General features: G+C 44.7%; 19 protein-coding genes. 6 read left to right on the plus strand and 13 right to left on the minus strand.

Going from position 1 to position 20,363, the window contains the following annotated elements; all coding sequences use genetic code 11:
* Positions 1-4 precede the first annotated feature (4 nt).
* The 10 genes from Q6344_01300 to Q6344_01345 all read right to left on the minus strand — a co-directional run bounded on the left by Q6344_01300 (position 5) and on the right by Q6344_01345 (position 11,088).
* The gene (locus tag Q6344_01300) at positions 5-196 is read right to left on the minus strand and encodes a hypothetical protein (protein WLG14022.1); all 192 of its coding nucleotides are present in this window, start codon (positions 194-196) and stop codon (positions 5-7) included.
* A 119-nt stretch (positions 197-315) separates the two neighbouring features.
* Positions 316-1,341, minus strand: coding sequence for an L-threonine 3-dehydrogenase (gene tdh, locus Q6344_01305; GenBank protein WLG14023.1), 1,026 nt, complete (start codon positions 1,339-1,341; stop codon positions 316-318).
* A 77-nt stretch (positions 1,342-1,418) separates the two neighbouring features.
* A complete protein-coding gene (kbl, locus tag Q6344_01310; GenBank protein WLG14024.1) occupies positions 1,419-2,609 on the minus strand; it encodes a glycine C-acetyltransferase in 1,191 nt (396 codons plus the stop codon).
* A gap of 234 nt (positions 2,610-2,843) precedes the next feature.
* Positions 2,844-3,590: a pyridoxine 5'-phosphate synthase gene (locus Q6344_01315; GenBank protein ID WLG14025.1), complete on the minus strand. Its 747-nt coding sequence runs from the start codon at positions 3,588-3,590 to the stop codon at positions 2,844-2,846.
* A 50-nt stretch (positions 3,591-3,640) separates the two neighbouring features.
* Positions 3,641-4,516, minus strand: a complete 876-nt coding sequence (locus tag Q6344_01320) for an N-acetylmuramoyl-L-alanine amidase (GenBank protein ID WLG14026.1) — start codon at positions 4,514-4,516, stop codon at positions 3,641-3,643.
* 202 nt (positions 4,517-4,718) lie between these two features.
* Positions 4,719-5,513 (minus strand): MOSC domain-containing protein, encoded by a 795-nt coding sequence (locus Q6344_01325; GenBank protein WLG14027.1) that lies wholly within the window; start codon positions 5,511-5,513, stop codon positions 4,719-4,721.
* Positions 5,514-5,738: 225 nt separating this feature from the next.
* Positions 5,739-6,152: a ribosome silencing factor gene (gene rsfS, locus Q6344_01330; protein WLG14028.1), complete on the minus strand. Its 414-nt coding sequence runs from the start codon at positions 6,150-6,152 to the stop codon at positions 5,739-5,741.
* Between the two features lie 141 nt (positions 6,153-6,293).
* A complete protein-coding gene (locus Q6344_01335) occupies positions 6,294-7,202 on the minus strand; it encodes a nicotinate-nicotinamide nucleotide adenylyltransferase (GenBank protein ID WLG14029.1) in 909 nt (302 codons plus the stop codon).
* Between the two features lie 281 nt (positions 7,203-7,483).
* Positions 7,484-9,640, minus strand: coding sequence for a phosphate acetyltransferase (gene pta / locus Q6344_01340; protein ID WLG14030.1), 2,157 nt, complete (start codon positions 9,638-9,640; stop codon positions 7,484-7,486).
* 215 nt (positions 9,641-9,855) lie between these two features.
* On the minus strand, positions 9,856-11,088 hold the full coding sequence (locus tag Q6344_01345) for an acetate kinase (protein WLG14031.1): 1,233 nt from the start codon (positions 11,086-11,088) through the stop codon (positions 9,856-9,858).
* Between the two features lie 684 nt (positions 11,089-11,772).
* On the opposite strand from Q6344_01345, the gene Q6344_01350 reads away from it, so the two are divergent.
* From Q6344_01350 to Q6344_01365, 4 genes are all read left to right on the plus strand, one after another.
* Entirely contained in the window at positions 11,773-12,054 is a 282-nt protein-coding gene (locus tag Q6344_01350; GenBank protein ID WLG14032.1) for a hypothetical protein, read from the plus strand.
* 219 nt (positions 12,055-12,273) lie between these two features.
* Positions 12,274-13,503, plus strand: a complete 1,230-nt coding sequence (gene lysA / locus Q6344_01355) for a diaminopimelate decarboxylase (protein WLG15108.1) — start codon at positions 12,274-12,276, stop codon at positions 13,501-13,503.
* A 262-nt stretch (positions 13,504-13,765) separates the two neighbouring features.
* On the plus strand, positions 13,766-14,653 hold the full coding sequence (gene dapF / locus Q6344_01360; GenBank protein ID WLG14033.1) for a diaminopimelate epimerase: 888 nt from the start codon (positions 13,766-13,768) through the stop codon (positions 14,651-14,653).
* Between the two features lie 14 nt (positions 14,654-14,667).
* Positions 14,668-15,702: a tyrosine recombinase XerC gene (locus tag Q6344_01365; protein WLG14034.1), complete on the plus strand. Its 1,035-nt coding sequence runs from the start codon at positions 14,668-14,670 to the stop codon at positions 15,700-15,702.
* A gap of 41 nt (positions 15,703-15,743) precedes the next feature.
* On the opposite strand, the gene Q6344_01370 is transcribed toward Q6344_01365, so the two are convergent.
* On the minus strand, positions 15,744-16,643 hold the full coding sequence (locus tag Q6344_01370) for a nitrilase-related carbon-nitrogen hydrolase (GenBank protein WLG14035.1): 900 nt from the start codon (positions 16,641-16,643) through the stop codon (positions 15,744-15,746).
* Between the two features lie 313 nt (positions 16,644-16,956).
* On the opposite strand from Q6344_01370, the gene Q6344_01375 reads away from it, so the two are divergent.
* Together Q6344_01375 and raiA are read left to right on the plus strand one after the other, a co-directional pair.
* Positions 16,957-18,612, plus strand: a complete 1,656-nt coding sequence (locus Q6344_01375; GenBank protein ID WLG14036.1) for an RNA polymerase factor sigma-54 — start codon at positions 16,957-16,959, stop codon at positions 18,610-18,612.
* 428 nt (positions 18,613-19,040) lie between these two features.
* Positions 19,041-19,409, plus strand: coding sequence for a ribosome-associated translation inhibitor RaiA (raiA, locus tag Q6344_01380; GenBank protein WLG14037.1), 369 nt, complete (start codon positions 19,041-19,043; stop codon positions 19,407-19,409).
* A gap of 237 nt (positions 19,410-19,646) precedes the next feature.
* Here raiA and thiS read toward each other — a convergent pair whose 3' ends face one another.
* The gene (thiS, locus tag Q6344_01385; GenBank protein ID WLG14038.1) at positions 19,647-19,847 is read right to left on the minus strand and encodes a sulfur carrier protein ThiS; all 201 of its coding nucleotides are present in this window, start codon (positions 19,845-19,847) and stop codon (positions 19,647-19,649) included.
* Between the two features lie 124 nt (positions 19,848-19,971).
* Positions 19,972-20,349: a DUF423 domain-containing protein gene (locus Q6344_01390; protein WLG14039.1), complete on the minus strand. Its 378-nt coding sequence runs from the start codon at positions 20,347-20,349 to the stop codon at positions 19,972-19,974.
* Positions 20,350-20,363 lie beyond the last annotated feature (14 nt).

Below are 20,363 nucleotides of genomic sequence, written 5' to 3' on the forward strand. Positions count from 1 at the left end.
TTACTCACTCACGTTCCAAGTTACTATTTACAGTCTCTCTCTGAGCCCCAGCAATCAACTCACGCACCCGAGCACTTTCCCTCAGCACACAAGCATCATAAGCAGAGAGCGGTTCGGACTCTTGCTCTTTTTCCTTATCTTGCTTGGCTTTTTCTGCTAAATACTTTTCAAGTTTATCGGCTTCAGAATCGCTCATAGTTTATCCCCCATATAATTTTTACCCTATAAAAAACGGCACTGAAATCAGTGCCGTTTTATCAGTCGTGACAATGTAAATCCTAATCACGACTCCTCAAATACTGACGCAGCACATTATCAATCCCAGCTTAAAATCACTTTACCACATTGCCCACTTTCCATGATATCAAAGCCTTCTTGAAAGTCATCAATGTGCATGCGATGGGTAATGATGGGCGATAGATCAATACCGCTAATCAGCATTTGCTCCATCTGATACCACGTCTCCCACATCTCACGGCCATAAATACCTTTTAGGGTTAATGCCTTAAAAATAATCTTGCTCCAATCCACCGTGGTGGTGTTAGGTAAAATACCCAAGAGAGAGATTTTAGAGCCGTTATACATATTACTAATCATCGAATCAAAGGCCTGAGGCGAGCCTGACATCTCAAGCCCAATATCAAAGCCGTGCATTTTTAACTCAGCAATGGCACCTTCGATGGTTTCCCCTTTGGCTGGGTTGATGGTCATCGTCGCGCCCATTTTTTTGGCAAGCGCTAGGCGATAATCACTGATATCACTGACCACAATATTACGCGCCCCTGCGAAGCGGCAAATCGCTGTCGCCATTGAACCAATCAGTCCCGCACCCGTAATCAGGACATCCTCACCAAGGACAGGAAATGAAAGGGCAGTATGCGTGGCATTGCCAAAGGGGTCCATAATGGCTGCCATCTCATCGCTAATACGCTCATCGAGCTTGATGACATTATCGGCAGGTATCACCAAATATTCGGCAAACGCGCCATCGCGGTCGACGCCCACGCCGATGGTGTTTTCACACACATGCAGCTTGCCACGGCGACAGTTACGGCAATGCCCGCAAGCGATATGTCCTTCGCCAGTGACTCGGTCGCCCAGTTCAAAGTGCTTGACGCCATCGCCTATTTCACTAATGATACCGACGTATTCGTGTCCGATGATCATCGGCGTCTTGATGGTTCGTTCTGACCATTCATCCCATTTGTAAATGTGCAAATCTGTACCACAAATGGCGGTTTTCTTAATTTTAATTTTAACGTCATTGATGCCAACAGTGGGTTCTGGCATGTCTTGCATCCAGATGCCTTTTTTGGCATGGGCTTTAACCAGTGCTTTCATACTTTTCTCTTATTTAACGGTGTTGTACTTAATGGTTGAATCTAGCGAGTGAATATCGAACAAATACCGAACGATGCTTAATCAATCACTTTCATTTGCTTGGCGACTTTAATAAAGGCGGTGATACACTTGTCTAGCTGCTCGCGAGTATGGGCAGCAGAGAGTTGGACACGGATGCGAGCTTGGTCTTTGGGTACGACAGGGTAGAAGAAGCCAATCACATAAATGCCTTCTTCAAGCAGCGCATCTGCCATTTGCTGCGAGACATTGGCGTCATAAAGCATAACCGCACAAATTGCCGATGCGGTGGGCTTGATATCGAAGCCTGCATCTTGCATTTTTTTCACAAAATAGGCGGTATTCTCATGCAATTTATCTTGTAGGGTATTGTCTTGCGACAGCATCTCAAACGCTTTTACCCCAGCCGCCGCCACCATAGGAGGAATGGAGTTTGAAAACAGATACGGGCGTGAGCGTTGACGCAACATCTCAACGATTTCTTTTTTACCCGTGGTAAAGCCGCCAATAGCACCGCCAAATGCCTTGCCTAAAGTGCCAGTGATCAGCTCAATATCACCACGTAGATTGAACAATTCAGTCACGCCGCCACCAGTGTGACCGACCACGCCTGCTGAATGCGACTCGTCAATCATTACCATGGCATCATATTTTTGTGCCAACGCATAAATCTCATCCATTGGCGCCACATTACCATCCATCGAAAACACACCATCGGTCACAATCAAACGAAAACGCTGTGCTTGCGCCGCTTGTAATTGCGTCTCCAAATCTTGCATATCTGCATTGGCATAGCGATAACGAGCCGCTTTACACAGGCGTACACCGTCGATGATTGAGGCATGATTTAACGAATCAGAAATAATGGCATCTTCACTGGTCAGTAGTGGCTCAAAGGCACCGCCATTGGCATCGAAACAGGCTGCATAAAGAATCGTATCTTCGGTATTAAAAAACTTAGAAATCGCCGCCTCTAATTGCTTATGCAAATCTTGCGTACCACAAATGAACCGCACCGATGACATGCCATAACCTGAGTTTTCGATGGCCTCGATAGCCGCCTTTTTAATCTCAGGGTGGTCAGACAAGCCAAGGTAATTATTGGCACAGAAGTTAAGCACCTCACGGCCATCGGCGATCTTGATGAGCGCATCTTGCGGAGAGGTGATAACGCGCTCGTTTTTATACAGTCCTGCCGCGCGTATATCGCTGATTTCTTGTTGTAGATGCTTCTGAAAGTCTTGATACATAAAGATTCCTTTTTTAATATTATTAGCATTTTCATTGATGATGCAGATATTAGGACTGCTGATAGAACCAAACTGTAGTCATTCTAAAATAAAATTGATACGCCAATATTGCCGTGCTACTGGTATAAATTTTACTTGCTTGCTGTGTCTACGCTGACAGAGGCTGCATAAAATATATCCCAGCACCACCGCATCCAGTGTAAAGTGAATGGACTATTTGCTCATTAATATGAACTACCCACAAATCTCTAAATACTGACGCACGACATTATCCATGCCTTGCTCCAACGATTCAATCGTAAATGCATGACCAATCGACACTTCAGCGATATCACTAAGTGCGAGCAGATCGGCCAAATTATCCAAATTCAAATCATGACCCGCATTGACGCGGATACCGTTTTGATTGGCTAGGGTGATACAGTCGCTAAAGCGTTGCTTAACCTCATCGAACTCAATATTGTCATCGCTCTTAACATTACTGTAAGCGCGCGCCCATTCTTCGGTATACATCTCGATCGTCTGTACATCACTCTCGATGACTGCTTTGATTTGCTCGATATCAGGGTCGATGAATACCGCACAGCGCGTACCGAACGCTTCCAGCTCTTTGCTTAACGTTGATAAAAACTCATGATGAGTGATGATATCAAAGCCGTGATCGGAGGTCAGTTGATCGTCACTGTCTGGCACGAGCGTGCATTGATGCGGTTTTACTTCACGGATAATCTTTAAGAACTGCTCGTTTGGATTGCCTTCGATATTGAACTCAATCTCTGGGTAGTCCTTTAAGAATGCACTGATATCATAGACATCTTGGTATCTGATATGACGCTCATCGGGTCTCGGGTGTACAGTAAAGCCTTTAACCCCTAGGTCAATCAGCTTCTTCACAAAGTACAACAGGTTAGGGTAGTCAGTACCGCGCGAGTTACGGATTAAAGCCAATTTATTCAAATTTACGCTAAACAATGTGCTCATAGTATTTCCTTTTTCATTGTTGTTATGGATAGATTTTTGGTGGTTAATGGCTAATAAAAATCGTCGCTATCAGCATACTTCTTATTCAATGCCTTTAAAATAGCATAAGTCTCTAAGTCTACCGTTCCTGTTGGGTTACGGGGTCTAAAGTGCAGCTGAAACGCATAGATGACATCGCGACTGGCTTTGTCCCACTCGTCGCTACTGTTAATCTGATAGCCATAGTCACGAAACTGCTGCTTCAGCTCAGGTATCGTGGCTGCCGCAAACGCTTCTATGTCCGTAAACGCAAATTTATCAGCGTTATCATACCAAGCACCGATGCCATATTGCTTATACAGTTGCTCCCAAGGGAACTTGGCACCGGGGTCTATTTTGCGCGAGGGTGCCATATCAGAATGACCGATGATATTCTTTGGTGAAATGTCATATCTCGCCGTGATATCTTGCACCAACTCCGCGACCTTTTTAATCTGCAACTCATTAAATGGCACATAATGCTCATAAGGATAATACGCCAACTGACCGTCTTTTAGGGCATTTTGATATTCAGGCGCAATCCCTGCATTGACAATTTCGATGCCGATAGAGGTATCGTTCAATATCGTCCGTCCTGCAAAGCCGCCATCACCCGCATGCCAAGCGCGCTCGTTTTCTGGTACGAGGTTATAAATTTTATCATCGTCATTATCTAACACTAAATAGTGCGCGCTGACCTTGCCTGTGGTCAGTGTTTTGATGGATCGGTCATTATCTGACACCGTGTAGTGCAGCAGGATGGTTTTAATGCGCTCGCTTTTGCCAGTGGCTTGGTAGGTTTTACTGTCCACGATGTAGCTTTTGGTGGTCGCGACTGGAGAGGTCGTGGTCACGCAGCCAATTAAAGGCAGTGTTAGGCCAAACGCTAAGAATATGTTTTTTACCATGAAATGCTCTGTGTAAATAAAGGTGAGCTTTGATATAGTCGTTTCAATATGATTTGGATACAAGGAAGGCGAGCGAAAGTACTACAAATAGTAGACTAAGCGAGCCTGACACCGTATCTGATTTATATAGGATTGACTATACTTGCCTTTATTTTTTTATTGATAGTAGATAGATGAGGTCGAGATATCTTTGAAAGCTTTTTTAATTCTTGCGAATCTTCTTAGCCAACACCTTTTTCCAACTATCTTCTAAACACTCAATCGCGAGCCATGGCTCAATCACCTCGGCATTAAACTTCTCTTTTGAATTAGACAATTGCCACAGCTTCTCTAGCGTGGCGAATGGATAAGGGCGTTCTCTCAAGTAAACTGGCAAATCCGCATTAATTATGCCATCACGTACCACTTGGAAATACCAACCAGCGATGCCTTGCTTGCTGACCCATGCTGCGATATTGGGTACTTTGGTAAACTGTCCGATCTGATCATTGATCTTATAGCAGGGGCGGCGTGGTTGGACGATGCATAATTGCACGCTGGCACTGTCATGACTATCTACTCGTTCATTTTCAAAATTCCCACCATACTGAAAAACGTCACCAATACAAACGGTAGATTCGGTCATTTCAGGTAGACCATTCACGGCTTCAGTCGTCAGGTTTTCGCCTAGCGTACCGACGCGTACCTTTAGACTGAACTCTGTATTGATTCTCTCATAAGTCGCAGGCGCCAGTTGATGCACGGCTTTTAGAGGGCCGCCATGATGCTTGCGATCGGCTTGTTCGTCAGTGGTTAATCCCATAAAATTGACCGCAACAGGTGCGTTAATTGGCGCTTTATCAATAGCGCTCATTTCTTCACGGGTGAATGGCATGGCTTTGCCAGCGCGGACGCAAATTAGATTGGCGATATGTAGCGGCAGGGTTTGGTTAAAGTCAGTAGTATTTTTTTGGGTAGAAGATATTAGCGTTGCTACATTTACAGGTTCTAAGCTCATAGGTTTTCCTAATCTATAGGGATTTATTAGGGGAGAGGCTACTTTAATACCGGTATTAATAATGCGTATTATCTTAGCTTAATCATTCATCTAATGCTAAGCATTCAGCCGCTTAAAATTTAGCAGTAGGTGAAAGGGTATTAGAACGGTAAATTTTAGACAAAAAAAGACCAGAATAAATATCTGGTCTTTTTGGTTTTCACAGCGTTATAAAAATAAATAAAATTATTTATTTTTATTGCGGCGACCAGCGGTTTTCTTTTCACGCGGTACAGCGACCAGCTCAGCCAATTGCTCAGGTGATGACCATAGACCTTCTAAGTCATAGAACTCACGGGCTTGCGGCGTCATCACATGCACGACGACAGCACCCAGATCAATCAATGTCCAGTCAGAGTCGATACCGCCTTCGCGACCAAGTGGCATAAAGCCCGCTTGCTTCGCTTCAGCGCCGACATTGTCAGCCATCGCGCGTACATGGCGCTTAGAAGTACCGTCAGCGATAACGATGCGTTCGGTTACGTCAGTCAAATCTTCTACATTCATTACGGTGATGTTCTTCGCTTTCATATCGTTTAGAGCGGTCTCAACAACGGCTAAGCATTCTTTTAAGCGTTCTTCAGTCATGGTGTTGGTCATAAATTTTGATCTCTTGAATCGTCAATATTAAAAATAAAAAGGTAAATCGTCAATTTGCATGCGTTGGCATTGTCGAATGGACTAGATGTCGCCAGTCAGCTGTAGAGACTGGATGGGCAAAATGACAAAGATAAGGCGATTTTAACGGAATTGAGCAGCAGAATATAGCTGATGGGCGATAATATATTGATAAACAGCAGGATTTAGCCATTTAGCTAATGGATTGGGTGCAGTATTGTCTATGATATCATTTATTGGTGCGATAGATGTCATTTGCCTTGCCGCTGCGGATATTATATTCGATCGATTTTCCGTCGGCTGTAACTGTTGGCGTATCTGTGTACTGGATATCGTGGCGATAGGACGCGAGTCTATATAAATGTGGCCTTGATGGGTGTTTTTCAAGAGACGGCTATTGGTCAGTGCTTGAGAGGTGGGCTGTAATAAGTCAATAGGCGCATCGATGCGTAAAGATTGCAGCTGCGCAGGTAATTGGGCGTGCAAGTTCATCGTATCCTGCGCGACTAACATTTTATTCGCGGAATGAGTCGTGGTTGCCAACAGGCGATTATTATTAATATCAGACAGGTCATCACGATTAAACACCCAAAGATTGACATAATCCGTAAGCTCTAAACCGTTTTTCCATTTGCTCAAACTCAGCGCGCTATCCATACCGATGATGAATATTAGACTGTCATGCGGATAACGCTGGCGCAACGTGCGTACACTATCGATGGTATAAACAGGCGGTGTTTGCCACAGCTCAAGCTCATTAATTTGTAGCGGTGTATGGAGTGTCGCAAGCTTTAACATCGCCAGACGATGTTTAGGATCTGTACTTTTTTCTTTAAAGGGTGAGCGCGCATTGGGTAATAGTGACACGTGCAGAGCGCGCTGTTGCTGCTTGGCTATCGGTAGCAAACGCTGATAAACAGTCATCGCCATTTGCAGATGACCCTCATGTACGGGATCAAATGAGCCGCCAAGATAAGCACGAATGGCTGGCGCAGGTGTATTTTTTTGAGGATTTTTGCTGGTATTTGGCATAAATAAATGCGTAAAAATAGATAAGAGGCACGTTGTCGTTGATGCATTTTACCCTTTTATCAGCTGACCTTTTTAGGTTAAATGCTTCGATGGTAGCGCTATTGTAGAGGGCAAGCGGGCATCTGTCATTAAAAGCGCTGAAATACTAGGTAAAATGAGCGCTTAGCTATCCGTGATGAAAATTTTTTAAAAAGTCAGTCATAAACATAGCCAATAAAAAACCGACCATCATTTTGATAGTCGGTTACCTATAGCGCAATTAGTCATACATTTTAATGCAATTAAATCGCGTCGCTATGAGCTTGAATAGCAGTAAGGGCGATGGTGTAGATAATATCATCGACCAAGGCTCCGCGAGACAAGTCGTTTACTGGCTTATTCAAACCTTGCAGCATTGGGCCAACACTCACTACATTGGCGCTACGTTGTACGGCTTTATAAGTGGTATTGCCCGTATTGAGGTCTGGGAAAATAAAGACGTTGGCTTGCCCAGCAACCGGTGAATCAGGCGCTTTTTGCTTGCCGACGCTCATGACAGAAGCTGCATCATACTGTAGCGGTCCATCGACTTTTAGATGTGGCGCACGCTCGCGGACGATTTGGGTCGCACGGGTGACTTTTTCGACATCTGCGCCAGTTCCTGATGAGCCTGTAGAATAGCTAATCATCGCAACTTTTGGATCAATACCGAAGGCGGCAGCAGACTGTGCTGATTGAATGGCAATCTCAGCCAGTTCTTCGGCATTTGGATCAGGATTAATGGCACAGTCACCGTAGACAACCACTTGCTCAGGCAGCAGCATAAAAAATACTGATGATACAAGCGAGTATTGCGGTGCGGTCTTAATCAACTGAAACGCTGGACGAACGGTATTAGCGGTGGTATGAATTGCGCCAGAAACGAGGCCGTCGACTTCGTCCATCTGTAGCATGGTCGTGCCTAGATATACGGTGTCTTTTAAGTATTCAGCCGCGACTTCTGCGCTGGTTTTACCTTTACGGCGTTCGACCACTGCAGCGATATACTTATCCATATCAAGCGTATCTGGATCAATTATTTCAAGACCTTCAGGTAAAACTAAGTCGAGATTTTTAGCCACTTGCTCGACATCGCTACGCTTAGCGAGTAGTACACAGTTGGCGATGCCGCGGCTTTGACAGATACAAGCGGCTTCAACCGTACGCGGCTCAGAACCCTCTGGTAGCACGATGCGTTTTTTGGCGTCTTGTGCTTTTTTAACCACTTGATGACGGAATGCAGATGGTGAGAGGCGCGGCTCATGATTTTGACTAAAATAGTCTTTAATCCAGCTAAGATCTAAATGGGCGGCGACATAACGAGCCACTTCTTCAGCACGTTCGGTATCATCACTTGGAATCTCTGCGCTCATGTGCATGAGGCTTTGTACGGTCTCATAGCTGTCGCTTTCGACACTCATGACAGGGATGCCTGTTTTGAGGGCAGATTGCCATAGCTCAGCGACGGTTGCACTCGGCTCGACGCCGCCGGTTAATACTAATCCTGCCAGCGGGATACCATTGATACAAGCCAAACCTGCTGCTAATAGTAAATCATCTCGATCGCCCGGTACGACGATAAGGGTGCCACGTTTAAACACCTCATCGACGCGTGCGACCGAGCGTGCGGTTAGGCTAATGCGGTTAATACGGCGTGACTTAGCTTCACCGACATTGAGCCATTTGGCATCAAGCTCAGTGGCGATATCCCACGTACGAGGCACGGACAGTGAATCACTGAATGGCACTACCCCGATTAAACGGAACGCATCAGTATTAAAATGCGGTGATAGGCGCTGGACTTCTTGCATAAAGCCTTCATCTAAACTCACAACTGCTTCGCCAGGGGCAACGATTTGATTTTCTACGGTACTTTGCGCATTTGGCAAGTCATGTACACGCATCAAAATCGCGCCGAGCGTGCGCTCATGGGCGATGCCGCCAAACTCACGAGCGTGAACGTCAAGTTTATCAGCCAGGTAGGCCGGTTTACTGGTATCAGCAGTGCTAACAAAGATGATTCTAGCATCTAACGCATGAGCAATCGCCCGGTTGATTTGCGAGGCATAAGAGGTCTCTGTGGTCGGTACTAAGCCTTCACAGATCACCACATCATAATCATCGCCCAGAGTATGATAATTGACGACCACCTCTTCCATCAAGTCATCAAGATTACCATCACCAATCATACGCTCGACACGCTGCCGACTGATAGATTTAGGTGGCGTCAGACCAAAAGCATGCATTGCTAACGCGCTTGAGCTGTCTAAACTGTTTTGCTTATCAAGTGTATCATCTTGCAAAAATGGCTTCATAAAGCCCGCTTTGATACCGTTGTAATCAAGAGCGCGGATCAATCCAAGCGCTGCTGACGTTACGCCGATACCACGGCTGATGGGAACTAGTAAAATGGTTTGCATAAAGTATCCTACGGTTTATTATATTTTTAAAGCTCACTTCATCCTTGTTGGAATGAGTAAAACGTCGCGCTTCTCATCATAGGCTATGTATAAGAAGCGCTGGGCAAAAAAATAACTTAACACGTCTAATGAATAAAAGCTTATAAGGCGACTAGAAGCTTATGAGAAAATTACAAGTAACTTATAATATAAGCAACTTATCAAAAATCTCGAGCTTAGAGTAAGCCCAATGCTTCACGTGTTTCTTGAGCAATACGGCACTCTTCATCGGTTGGCACAACCCATAGCTCAATGCTGCTATCGTCTGCGTGGAAGCTGCCTTCGCTACCACCAAACAAGCTCGCATTTTTGTCAGCGTCTACTTTTATGCCGAAATGACGCATCACTTCTAGGATACTGGTTCGGGTGGTGACTGAGTTTTCGCCGATACCACCCGTAAAGACAATGCCTGTGAATTCTGGCAGCGCGCAGCTTAAGCTGGCAAGATATTTACCGACGCGGTAACAAAACATCTCGATAGCGAGCTTAGCATCTGCATGACCTTCGTTCGCCGCTTGTTCGACGGTACGTAAATCATTAGACAATCCTGAGACACCCAATAGACCACTTTCATTATTGAGCATGGCATCAATCTCTTCCAAGCTCATACCGAGCTGGCGCTTTAGGTGTATGTGTAGACTTGGGTCAACATCACCACTACGCGTACCCATCATGAGCCCTTCAAGCGGGGTCAGACCCATACTGGTATCGAAACTTTTGCCATCATAAACGGCAGTTGCCGAGCAGCCATTACCCAGATGCGCTGTAAGCCAGCCATGTGGGCCTTTAGACTCAGTAATTTCACTGGCACGCTCTGAGACGTAAGCATGAGAGGTACCATGAAAGCCATAACGGCGGATTTTGTGTTCTTCGTACAGGGCTTTTGGTAGTGGGTAGCGAAAAGCAACAGGAGGCATGGTTTGATGAAAGGCCGTATCAAAGACGACGACTTGAGGAATATCAGGATAAATCGCCTGTACCGCTTCGATACCTAAAGCATGGGCAGGGTTATGTAGGGGCGCGAGTATTTTTAAGCGTTTTACTTCGTCCAGTACATGCTCATCGACACGGACCGCTGCAGAGTACTCACGGCCGCCATGAACCACGCGATGACCAACGGCGATGAAATGATACTGTTCTAATAGCTCAAGGATTTTTTGTAGTGCTAACTGATGACGACCACCTGAGATAGAAATTTCCAGCTTATCACCATTCAACGTCGTGTGTTTGATACGAGCAGTATCGAGTCCTAAGTTTTCGGCCAAACCAGTGATACGAATAGAATTGTCTTCGCTAATCAGCGCGTATTTGATAGATGAGGAACCGCAGTTGAGGACTAAGGTGGGATTGATTAGATTCGATGTTTCGGTATTTTTGTCATCAAAAGTGGTGGTTAGGCTGGCGCTCATACTCTGTCCTTAGATTGTATTTTGTAAAGGGTGACTCATCACAGACGAGTACCGGTTGAATAAACAAAAACCAGCCGCATCCATGCCGACATAGGTCAAGCAAGTACATTGCTGATTCTGGTCACTCTTGGGCTGGCACTATTGATCAGTGCTTGTTAAGTCGCATGCTAGCGCCTCAACACAGTCGCAAGGTCTACACATAATGTACCATAGTTTTATGGCTATACCACGATAACTATAAGGGTTAAATTGATAGAATGTGGTATAGACAATACAACTGTACACCGAGTGTCGCTAGGGTTTGTCGGCTGCTACAGCCAAATATAATAGCTCATAATAAATTGTAAGAAAATTTGTCTAAGTAAATATAATAGGCTATTTTACCATTATAGGGATACATTAAGACCGCTAGTATCAACGATCGCTTAGTAAATGGCAGTCGCACGGTCTAGTAAAGCTTAGCAAAACTTAGAAAAACCAAACTCGTCCAAATTTATTGATTAGGGACATTCAGTATGCACACAGCATTATGTAATAATGCTATTATCCAAAGCAGTCATATTGTCATTTTTTAGCGATGAAGATAGCTTTTATTTAGCTGTCTATAGGGTTTGATCTATCGCCTTTATGACTCGTGCTTTTTATCATCCTCATGCCATTGCAAAGTCACAGGTTCTCTATTCTATGTTTACTATTAACCGCTTTTCGAAAACTGAGCACACTGATGTCGCTGATCTTGGTCGCCGTGTTATCTCCACTTTTATTATCAGTGGGGTGATGATGGGTTTGGTGGGTTGCGGTCAAAAAGGCAATCTATACCTCGCCGACGCTAGTAGCCAGACGGTTCAAGGAGCTACGGATAGCGCTGGCATACAGGGTAGTACCTATTCGACACAAGATGATGGTCATCAAGAAATGGATGGTTTTAAGCTACCGGAACCCAGTGAAGACCCTAATGATTATTGATTTTTATTAAAAACTCAATGCCGTCAACGAGATTTCGGTGTGCACCCTAAGATTTTTTTAACTTTGTAACCTGATGAAATTAGAGATGTTTATATGAGTCATTCTGAGCAACAAACTGGCGAATCTGTCACGATCCAAACTGAGCAAGGCTTGTATGTTAATCCTCAAGCTTTAACCGCCCATTTACCCGCGCTAGATTATCGTGATGATGCATTGTATATGGAGCAGGTAAGCATTGATGATGTGGTTAAACACTATGGTACGCCATGCTATGTCTACTCAAAACAAGCCATTTTGGATGTCTATCAAGCTTATAGCGATAGCTTTGCCAGTTTAACGCACCAGATTTGTTATGCGGTAAAAGCCAATTCTAATCTTGCAGTACTTGGTATATTGGCGCAAGCAGGGGCAGGATTTGATATCGTCTCTCGTGGCGAGCTCATGCGCGTACTGGCGGCAGGTGGTGATGCTTCACGTGTGGTGTTCTCAGGCGTGGGCAAGACTGATAGCGATATCGAGTATGCCCTGACCCAAGGTATTGGTTGTTTTAACGTAGAGTCAATCAGCGAGCTGACTTTGATTAATGATGTGGCACAGAAATTGGATAAACCTGCGCCAATTTCACTACGGGTCAATCCTAATGTCGACGCCAAGACGCATCCGTATATCTCAACAGGGTTAAAAGACAATAAATTTGGTATCACCCACGAAGACGCGGTTGCCGTCTATGAGCAAGCGGCGCAATTATCTCATATCGATATCGTCGGTATTGACTGTCATATTGGCTCGCAGTTGACTGAAGTTGCGCCATTTGTCGCGGCTTTGGATAAAGTGATTGAGCTGATATATAACTTACATGATAAAGGTATTGAGCTGCGTCATATCGATTTGGGCGGTGGTTTGGGTGTGCGTTATATCGATGAGACCCCAGTATCTATCGACGAGTTTGCCCAAGCGTTATTACCGAAACTTAGCGAGCTTGGCTTAACGGTATTCTTTGAGCCGGGTCGCAGTATTGTAGCAAATGCTGGGGTATTATTGACCAAGGTTGATGTACTCAAACCAACGAAACATAAGAACTTTGCCATTGTTGACGCAGCAATGAATGACTTGATTCGTCCGGCGTTATATCAAGCTGAAATGGCAGTCATTCCAAGTGTTTTGCCTGAGAATGGCATCGACACTGATGGCACGCAGCCATGGGATATCGTTGGCGCTATTTGCGAAACGGGTGATTTTTTAGCGAAAGACCGTTTATTGTCGCTCGCGGTAGGCGATGTTTTAGCAATCACAGGCGCTGGTGCGTACGGCTTTACCATGAGTAGCAATTATAATTCACGCCCGCGTGCTAGTGAGGTAATGGTAGCCGATGATAGCCATCAACTGATTCGTAAACGCGAAATTATTGAAGCGTTATATGAAGACGAAGTATTGTGGCAAGGTAAATAAATCGGTGACCAACAGATTTGGCCATTTTTAGCCCATTTAGGCGTTTTCATTTAGATTGAGGGCATGCCCTAGATAAAAAGCCCATTGTCTTTATGATGATGGGCTTTTTTATGGCCTGCTCTAATGAGAGATATCAGTTTGGCTGTACAAGGTGGATTTAGCATCGTGCTAACTTAGTATTTGATAGCGGTGATAGTTATGATTGTATCTGACAGCGTGCTAATATAAGACATACATAAAAATAGGATAGGATAACAAGGATATGCTAATAGAATTTACGAAGATGCATGGTCTAGGCAATGATTTTATGGTCATCGATTTGGTGACTCAGCGCTTAGATTTGACCAAGGATTTGGTACAGTTACTGGGTGACCGTCATTTGGGTATTGGCTTTGATCAGCTGCTCGTCGTTGAGCCACCGATGCGTCCTGACGTTGATTTTAGTTATCGCATTTTTAATGCTGATGGGTCAGAAGTTGAGCAGTGCGGTAATGGTGCGCGCTGTTTTGCCCGTTTTGTGCAAGCGCGTAAACTGTCATTTAAACAGCGTTTGCGTGTTGAGACGGCAAGCGGCATCATTTCATTGACCACTGATCGTTACGGCTGGGTCGAAGTCGATATGGGTAAGCCGAAATTTGAACCAAGCGAGATTCCTTTTACCCCCAGAGCCACAACCAAAATTCAAAACGCCTATCATCTCGATGTAAATGGCACTCCTGTACAGCTTTATGTTGCCAATATGGGCAACCCGCATGCCGTTATCAAAGTTGATAACGTGCTCGATGCCGACGTTGAAACCTTAGGCAAAGCCATCGAATCGCATCCCGCCTTTCCCGACCGTGTCAATGTCGGCTTTATGCAAGTGATGAATCAGCGTCATATTCGTCTGCGTGTCTATGAGCGCGGTGTCGGTGAGACACAAGCCTGTGGTACTGGCGCTTGTGCCGCAGTAGCGGTTGGTATCCGCGAAGGCTGGCTCGATGAAGGCGAAGACGTGCGTGCGCAGCTTTATGGTGGCAGTATGATCATCAAATGGCAGCCGGGTTATTCAGTGATGATGACCGGTCCGACCGCCTTTGTTTACGAAGGCGTATTTAGCCCAGATGGTCTGATGGCGCAAGCGGGCATCAAGCCCAATCCAGAAGGCTAATGGATAATAGGGCTATGTCCAATAAAAACAATCATACGATGGAGCCTACCTCAGATTCTGAGGCAGAAGCATGGCTATCAGTCGAGCACGCCGCAGCTATAGAGTCGGATGATGCGTTACGTGATTTGTTAGCGCCCGTGCATCGTTGGCTTAATGTCTTGTCGGTGCGCAATCACTCGCCGCATACGTTGACCGCCTATTTTGCAGGACTGAATCAATTGGCGCTATTTTTACGTGGGAAACGCCTGACGTGGACGCGCTGCGATAAGCGCCAATTAGCCCAGCATATTAGTCAACGCTTGGATGAAGACAAGCTGGCACTTGCCAGCGTCCAGCAAGAGCTGTCAGCCATTCGCCATTTTTATGGCTGGTTGATAGAAGAGAACTTGGCACGTATCAATCCAACGACTGGCTATCAGCTCAAACGTAGTCCTCGACCGCTGCCGTCTATCGCTGATGTTGATTTGCTCACTCAGCTGCTTGACCAAGAGATGCCTGACACACCCGAACAAGCGCGCTTATGGCTCCGTGATAAGGCGATGTTTGAATTGCTATACAGCAGCGGTCTGCGCGTAGGCGAGTTGGTCGCGTTGGATATGGCCGATGTGGATTTGTCAGACCTGCGCGTGCGCGTGACAGGTAAAGGCAATAAAACGCGTTTGGTGCCGTTAGGTATCAAGGCAGCAGAAGCGATTAGCCGTTATCTACCGCATCGTAATCTGTGGGTGGAGCAAATGGACAGCGCATTATTTATTAGTGAAAAATTGGGTACGCGTTTATCGACACGGGCAGTGCAGCAGCGTCTCAAGGTTGCGGCTACCCGTGCCGGCATCGCACAAAATATGTATCCGCATCTATTGCGTCATTGTTTTGCCTCGCACATGCTGTCGGGCAGTGGCGATTTGCGCGCGGTGCAAGAAATGCTTGGGCATAGCGATATCAGTACCACGCAAATTTATACCCATGTCGATTTTGCTAAGCTCACGCAAGTCTATGATCGCGCTCATCCGCGCGCGACTCATACACGGACCGAAGAAAACAACACCTAATATTCGATATTCAATACTTACTATTCAATATTGAAATTGACTTACGCCAAACGATGACAATCAAAAATGGGCATTTTTTGGCGGCCTTGCTGTTGAGTCTGTTTATCTAAGGTTGCCAAGATCAAAGCATAATCTTGGTTTTTTTCGTTACCCGTGGTTTTATCTAGTGCACTCGCATCATAGCTGTTAATAATCGTGCCATCAAAAGCTGTGATAGTGGTATGCCCCCACGTTTGACGGATATCACCGTTTTTATAAACATGGTCGCCGCCTTGTGCTGCACCAATGACCATGCACTGACTGTCTAACGCCCGTGCGCGAAGTAACAGCGACCAGTGTGCTTGCCCCGTTAAATAAGTAAATGCCGATGGCGCACTTAATATGTCAGCGCCTGCTTGACGTAAGCGCTGTGGCAATGCAGGAAAGCGTAGATCAAAGCAAATCATCATACCTAGTTGATAGACAGCATGATCACTCTCTACTGTTGCAACTACAGTCTGTGTACCGGGCTCAAACGTCGCCGCTTCATTATAGCTGCCATGTTTATCTGCTACCGTCGCCGTGAATAGGTGAATTTTGTCATAGCGTGCCACTCGCGTACCATCAGGGGCAAATAGCTGACTGACTTGGCGCAGTCTGCCATCAGGCACGATGACGCCATCAGGGCGATAAGGGCAGGGCAGTGAGCCTGCCAGCACATAGACACCGTAAGTACTGGCATAGTCTGCTATCGTCGCTGATAGCGAATCAAAGCGTTCTGCGGTGGCAAATTGCTCGCCCATGCTACAGCAGTTTTCTGGTAAGACAACAAGGTGAGCACCTTGATGACTGGCATCGCTGATGGCAGCTTTTATAGCCGCTACGTTTTTTTCGATGTCTTGCTGGCTATTCATTTGAATCGCAGCAGTGACAAGGTGCAGTTTATTTGCTTGGTCATTCATCGTATTATTCTCGGTTAATGTTAAGAGTGATTCAATTTGCTCGAAGGTTTTGTGTCATGTACCTTGTATTTTTTATATAGCCTTATTATTATCAACAAGATTTGGTTGTTTATTGTTTAGCGGTTCATGCTAAAACGGTCAAATTTATAGGATTTTATAAGTAGAGAGCAATAAGCGTATTGGGCCGTCTATAAATTATCATAGCAAAATTGCCACGAAAAATGCTATCGTCATGTCCTGATAACGTTAAATCGCTACTTTAAGTGGCAACATATATAGACTATCACCAGTATCGGAGTGTAATAAGCCACCCATGAGTATGTCTTTCGGATTGGCGACCACGCTGAGCACCTCACAAAAACTGACCCCGCAAATGCAGCAAGCCATTAAATTGCTGCAACTCTCTAGTCTTGAGCTTGCGCAAGAAGTTCAGGCCAAGCTGGATAGTAATCCATTGCTTGAACGTATTGAGGATGATGAAGATGAATACGATTATGGCAGCGGCGATAGAGTAGATGAGTCATTGACACTTGATAGCTGGAACCAGAGCACTGATATTGACTCATTTAGTGCAACCTCTGAGAGTAATACCCACAACTCTGAACCAGATGAAGACTTTAGTGATAGCTTGGACAAATTACAGCAAGCCAGTATCGATGATGGTGCCATAGACAATAATACGATGGATAGTGACGACTATAGTAGCTTTGAAAGTAGTGTTGATAGCAGTAATTATGCATCTACGGCAAGCAGTTCGGGGAGCAAAAGTGACGAGGATTTTGACAGTTATCAAGGCGGCACTTCTGCCACCATACAAGATCACGTGCGCTGGCAGCTGAACTTTAAGCATCTCTCAGAAGCGGACATGTTGATTGCAACCTATCTGATAGACTCTATGGATGACATGGGTTTTGTGCGGCTTGATATCGATGAGCTGTTGCAAAGCTTCGATACTATGGCAAGTTTTTATCAATGGGATGAATCTGTTGAGCACGATGAAGTCATGGCTGTTTTACGTGTTATTCAGTCTTGCGATCCGCTGGGTGTCGGGGCGCGAAATCTCAGTGAGTGCCTAGCGATTCAATTGTCCAAGCTCGATGCAAATACTGACCATCTAAAAGAAGCGCAAGCATTATTGTCAGCCAGTGAGCATTTGGTGAGCAATAACATCAAAGCATTGACTGAGCGGACTGGACTCGCGCCTGCACAGATTACCCCCGCGCTTAACTTACTGCGTACCTTGAATCCGTCACCTGGCTTGCTGTTTCAAAGCAGCCAACCAGACTATACTCAGTCGCCAGCCAGCTATGATATTCCTGATGTTTTGGTCACGCCTATACGTCACCATCAGAGTCAGACGAGTTCAGATACATCGACGCAGGAGGACGGCTGGAATGTGCGCCTCAATCCTGACACCATGCCAAAGCTAAGAGTCAATCAAGAATATGCCAATTTGGTGAAGCGCGGTGATGACAGCCCCGACAATCAATATCTGCGTGAAAACCTCACCGATGCCCGCTTGTTTATTCGTAGTATTGAAGAGCGTAATCAAAACCTATTAAAAGTGGCAACCAGTATCGTGCGTTATCAGCAAGAGTTCTTGCAGCATGGCGCGACTGCGATGCAACCGCTCATCCTAAAAGCCATTGCGGAAGAAGTGGATTTGCACGAATCGACCGTCTCGCGTCTAACCACCAGTAAAACAATTTTGACGCCGCAGGGATTATTTTCACTCAAGCATTTCTTTTCATCTCATGTCAGCAGTACCGACGGCGATATTTCATCGACTGCCATTAGCGCCATGATTAAGCAATTGATAGCCGACGAAGATGCCAAAAAGCCATTATCTGACAGTCGCATAAAAGATTGTTTATTATCGGAAGGTATCGATATCGCCAGAAGAACCGTGGCTAAATATCGTGAAGCAATGAATATTGGCTCGTCTACTCAGCGTAAACAGAAATATTAAATGTCACAATTCAATGAGTTAAGAGAAAAATAGTGCTATCGCTAATATATTTCTTGATAAATATAAAAAATAAAATTTTCTGATTATATAGAAACATTCAGGAAACAACCGTTTTTATTACATTTAATTACACTTTACTGTCTTGCTACTATTCTATATTCATGACAAATTAGAGTCATACCAACAACGAAATCTAAGTGTCGATTTAGCGTATTTACTTATCTCATTAATCAAAATGACAACGAAAGGATACGTTCGATTTTTGTGAAAAGCATCGATTACTAAAGGCGCTGATAAATAAAGACACCCCATTCATTGTTGGTAAGGCAGGGTGAAAAAGCAGGAATGCTGGCTCATCTGTTGATTGTAAGTAACAACGCAAGCAACAACGTAGGCAACAATGTAAGTCATAATAAAAGGACAATAATATGAATGTTTCTATCAGTGGTCACCATATCAGTGTTACCGACGCTATGAACGCAGCTGTTCAAGAAAAACTTGATAAAATTGGTCGTCATTTTGATCAAATTCAAAGTATTCAAGTCATTTTATCATTAGATAACAGCGGTGCTATAAAGAGCCATAAGGCTGAAGCGATTATGCGAGTCTCGGGTAAAGAGATGTTTGTCCAAGCGCTTGACGATGATATGTATAAAGCCATTAACGAGATGGCAGACAAACTTGATAGACAAGTACGCAAGTATAAAACCAAGTTGGAGAGCAAAAAGACTCAGGGTGCTGGGCGTGACGGACGCTATGAAGAGCTGATGACAGACGATGCTGCTCCAGCAGTTTAATGTTATAGAGTTTAGGATATTTAAAGGTTAATGATTACTGGCTGATGAAATAATAAATAGTATAAATAGCCGCATTTTTAGATATCTCTAAATGACATTCCCTAAAACGGAAAAAGACCTCGAACGTTTGCTACGTTGAGGTCTTTTTTATGAGCAATTATTTTTTTAAAACCCACCTTTAAATACATTTCTTTAAGCACATTTATTTTCAAATCAATAGATCATCATTTTAGCTAATTAGCCACCACCGACTGCTTGTACCACTTCAATATTCATACCTTCAGCGATACTTAATTGAGCAAGCTCACTCTTTGGAATCAGTTCACCATCGACTTCTACTGCGTAACGACCTTGGCTAAGACCAAGCTCATTGATGACCAATTGCACGGTCTGATGGGTAGTCTGTAGTTTCTTACCATTAACGATAATGGTACTCATAAAATATACTCCTTAATGATTTTTTATCCTTTTGTGCGTACTAAGGCGTGTCCTCATTTTTATCTCCATTTTCAAAATAAGGACATGCTCTAAAATGCAATTTACTTATTATTTATTTAACTGGTTATTTTGCGACCAACTTGTTCATCTTAAATGATGACACTGCTAGCCATAGCCAACCTGCAATCATTAGTACACCACCGATAGGCGTAATCGCGCCAAACCAAAGTGGTGCGCCAAGTGTCATTGCATATAAGCTACCAGCAAATATGATAACGCCAATTTGTAATAGCCATGCGGTGGTTTGCTTGACATATTTTAGGCGAATTAACAGACCAACCAGTAATAAACCCAGCGCATGTATAAACAAATACAGTGTTGCAGTATGCCACCATTCGAGTTGTTGCAAACTGGCGATATTTTTTAAGCCATGCGCCCCAAACGCCCCTAAAGCGACGGCGATGGCCATATTGATCGCTGCAATGCCTATCCAATTTAACATGACAAACTCGTATT

Source organism: Psychrobacter cibarius, assembly GCA_030686115.1.
Classification (GTDB): domain Bacteria; phylum Pseudomonadota; class Gammaproteobacteria; order Pseudomonadales; family Moraxellaceae; genus Psychrobacter; species Psychrobacter cibarius_C.

Excerpts from the sequence above, each read along its gene's own strand:
- Q6344_01300 (WLG14022.1), bottom strand. The coding sequence starts at position 196 with ATGAGCGATTCTGAAGCCGATAAACTTGAAAAGTATTTAGCAGAAAAA.
- tdh (WLG14023.1), bottom strand. The coding sequence starts at position 1,341 with ATGAAAGCACTGGTTAAAGCCCATGCCAAAAAAGGCATCTGGATGCAA.
- kbl (WLG14024.1), bottom strand. The coding sequence starts at position 2,609 with ATGTATCAAGACTTTCAGAAGCATCTACAACAAGAAATCAGCGATATA.
- Q6344_01315 (WLG14025.1), bottom strand. The coding sequence starts at position 3,590 with ATGAGCACATTGTTTAGCGTAAATTTGAATAAATTGGCTTTAATCCGT.
- Q6344_01320 (WLG14026.1), bottom strand. The coding sequence starts at position 4,516 with ATGGTAAAAAACATATTCTTAGCGTTTGGCCTAACACTGCCTTTAATT.
- Q6344_01325 (WLG14027.1), bottom strand. The coding sequence starts at position 5,513 with ATGAGCTTAGAACCTGTAAATGTAGCAACGCTAATATCTTCTACCCAA.
- rsfS (WLG14028.1), bottom strand. The coding sequence starts at position 6,152 with ATGACCAACACCATGACTGAAGAACGCTTAAAAGAATGCTTAGCCGTT.
- Q6344_01335 (WLG14029.1), bottom strand. The coding sequence starts at position 7,202 with ATGCCAAATACCAGCAAAAATCCTCAAAAAAATACACCTGCGCCAGCC.
- pta (WLG14030.1), bottom strand. The coding sequence starts at position 9,640 with ATGCAAACCATTTTACTAGTTCCCATCAGCCGTGGTATCGGCGTAACG.
- Q6344_01345 (WLG14031.1), bottom strand. The coding sequence starts at position 11,088 with ATGAGCGCCAGCCTAACCACCACTTTTGATGACAAAAATACCGAAACA.
- Q6344_01350 (WLG14032.1), top strand. The coding sequence starts at position 11,773 with ATGTTTACTATTAACCGCTTTTCGAAAACTGAGCACACTGATGTCGCT.
- lysA (WLG15108.1), top strand. The coding sequence starts at position 12,274 with ATGGAGCAGGTAAGCATTGATGATGTGGTTAAACACTATGGTACGCCA.
- dapF (WLG14033.1), top strand. The coding sequence starts at position 13,766 with ATGCTAATAGAATTTACGAAGATGCATGGTCTAGGCAATGATTTTATG.
- Q6344_01365 (WLG14034.1), top strand. The coding sequence starts at position 14,668 with ATGTCCAATAAAAACAATCATACGATGGAGCCTACCTCAGATTCTGAG.
- Q6344_01370 (WLG14035.1), bottom strand. The coding sequence starts at position 16,643 with ATGAATGACCAAGCAAATAAACTGCACCTTGTCACTGCTGCGATTCAA.
- Q6344_01375 (WLG14036.1), top strand. The coding sequence starts at position 16,957 with ATGAGTATGTCTTTCGGATTGGCGACCACGCTGAGCACCTCACAAAAA.
- raiA (WLG14037.1), top strand. The coding sequence starts at position 19,041 with ATGAATGTTTCTATCAGTGGTCACCATATCAGTGTTACCGACGCTATG.
- thiS (WLG14038.1), bottom strand. The coding sequence starts at position 19,847 with ATGAGTACCATTATCGTTAATGGTAAGAAACTACAGACTACCCATCAG.
- Q6344_01390 (WLG14039.1), bottom strand. The coding sequence starts at position 20,349 with ATGTTAAATTGGATAGGCATTGCAGCGATCAATATGGCCATCGCCGTC.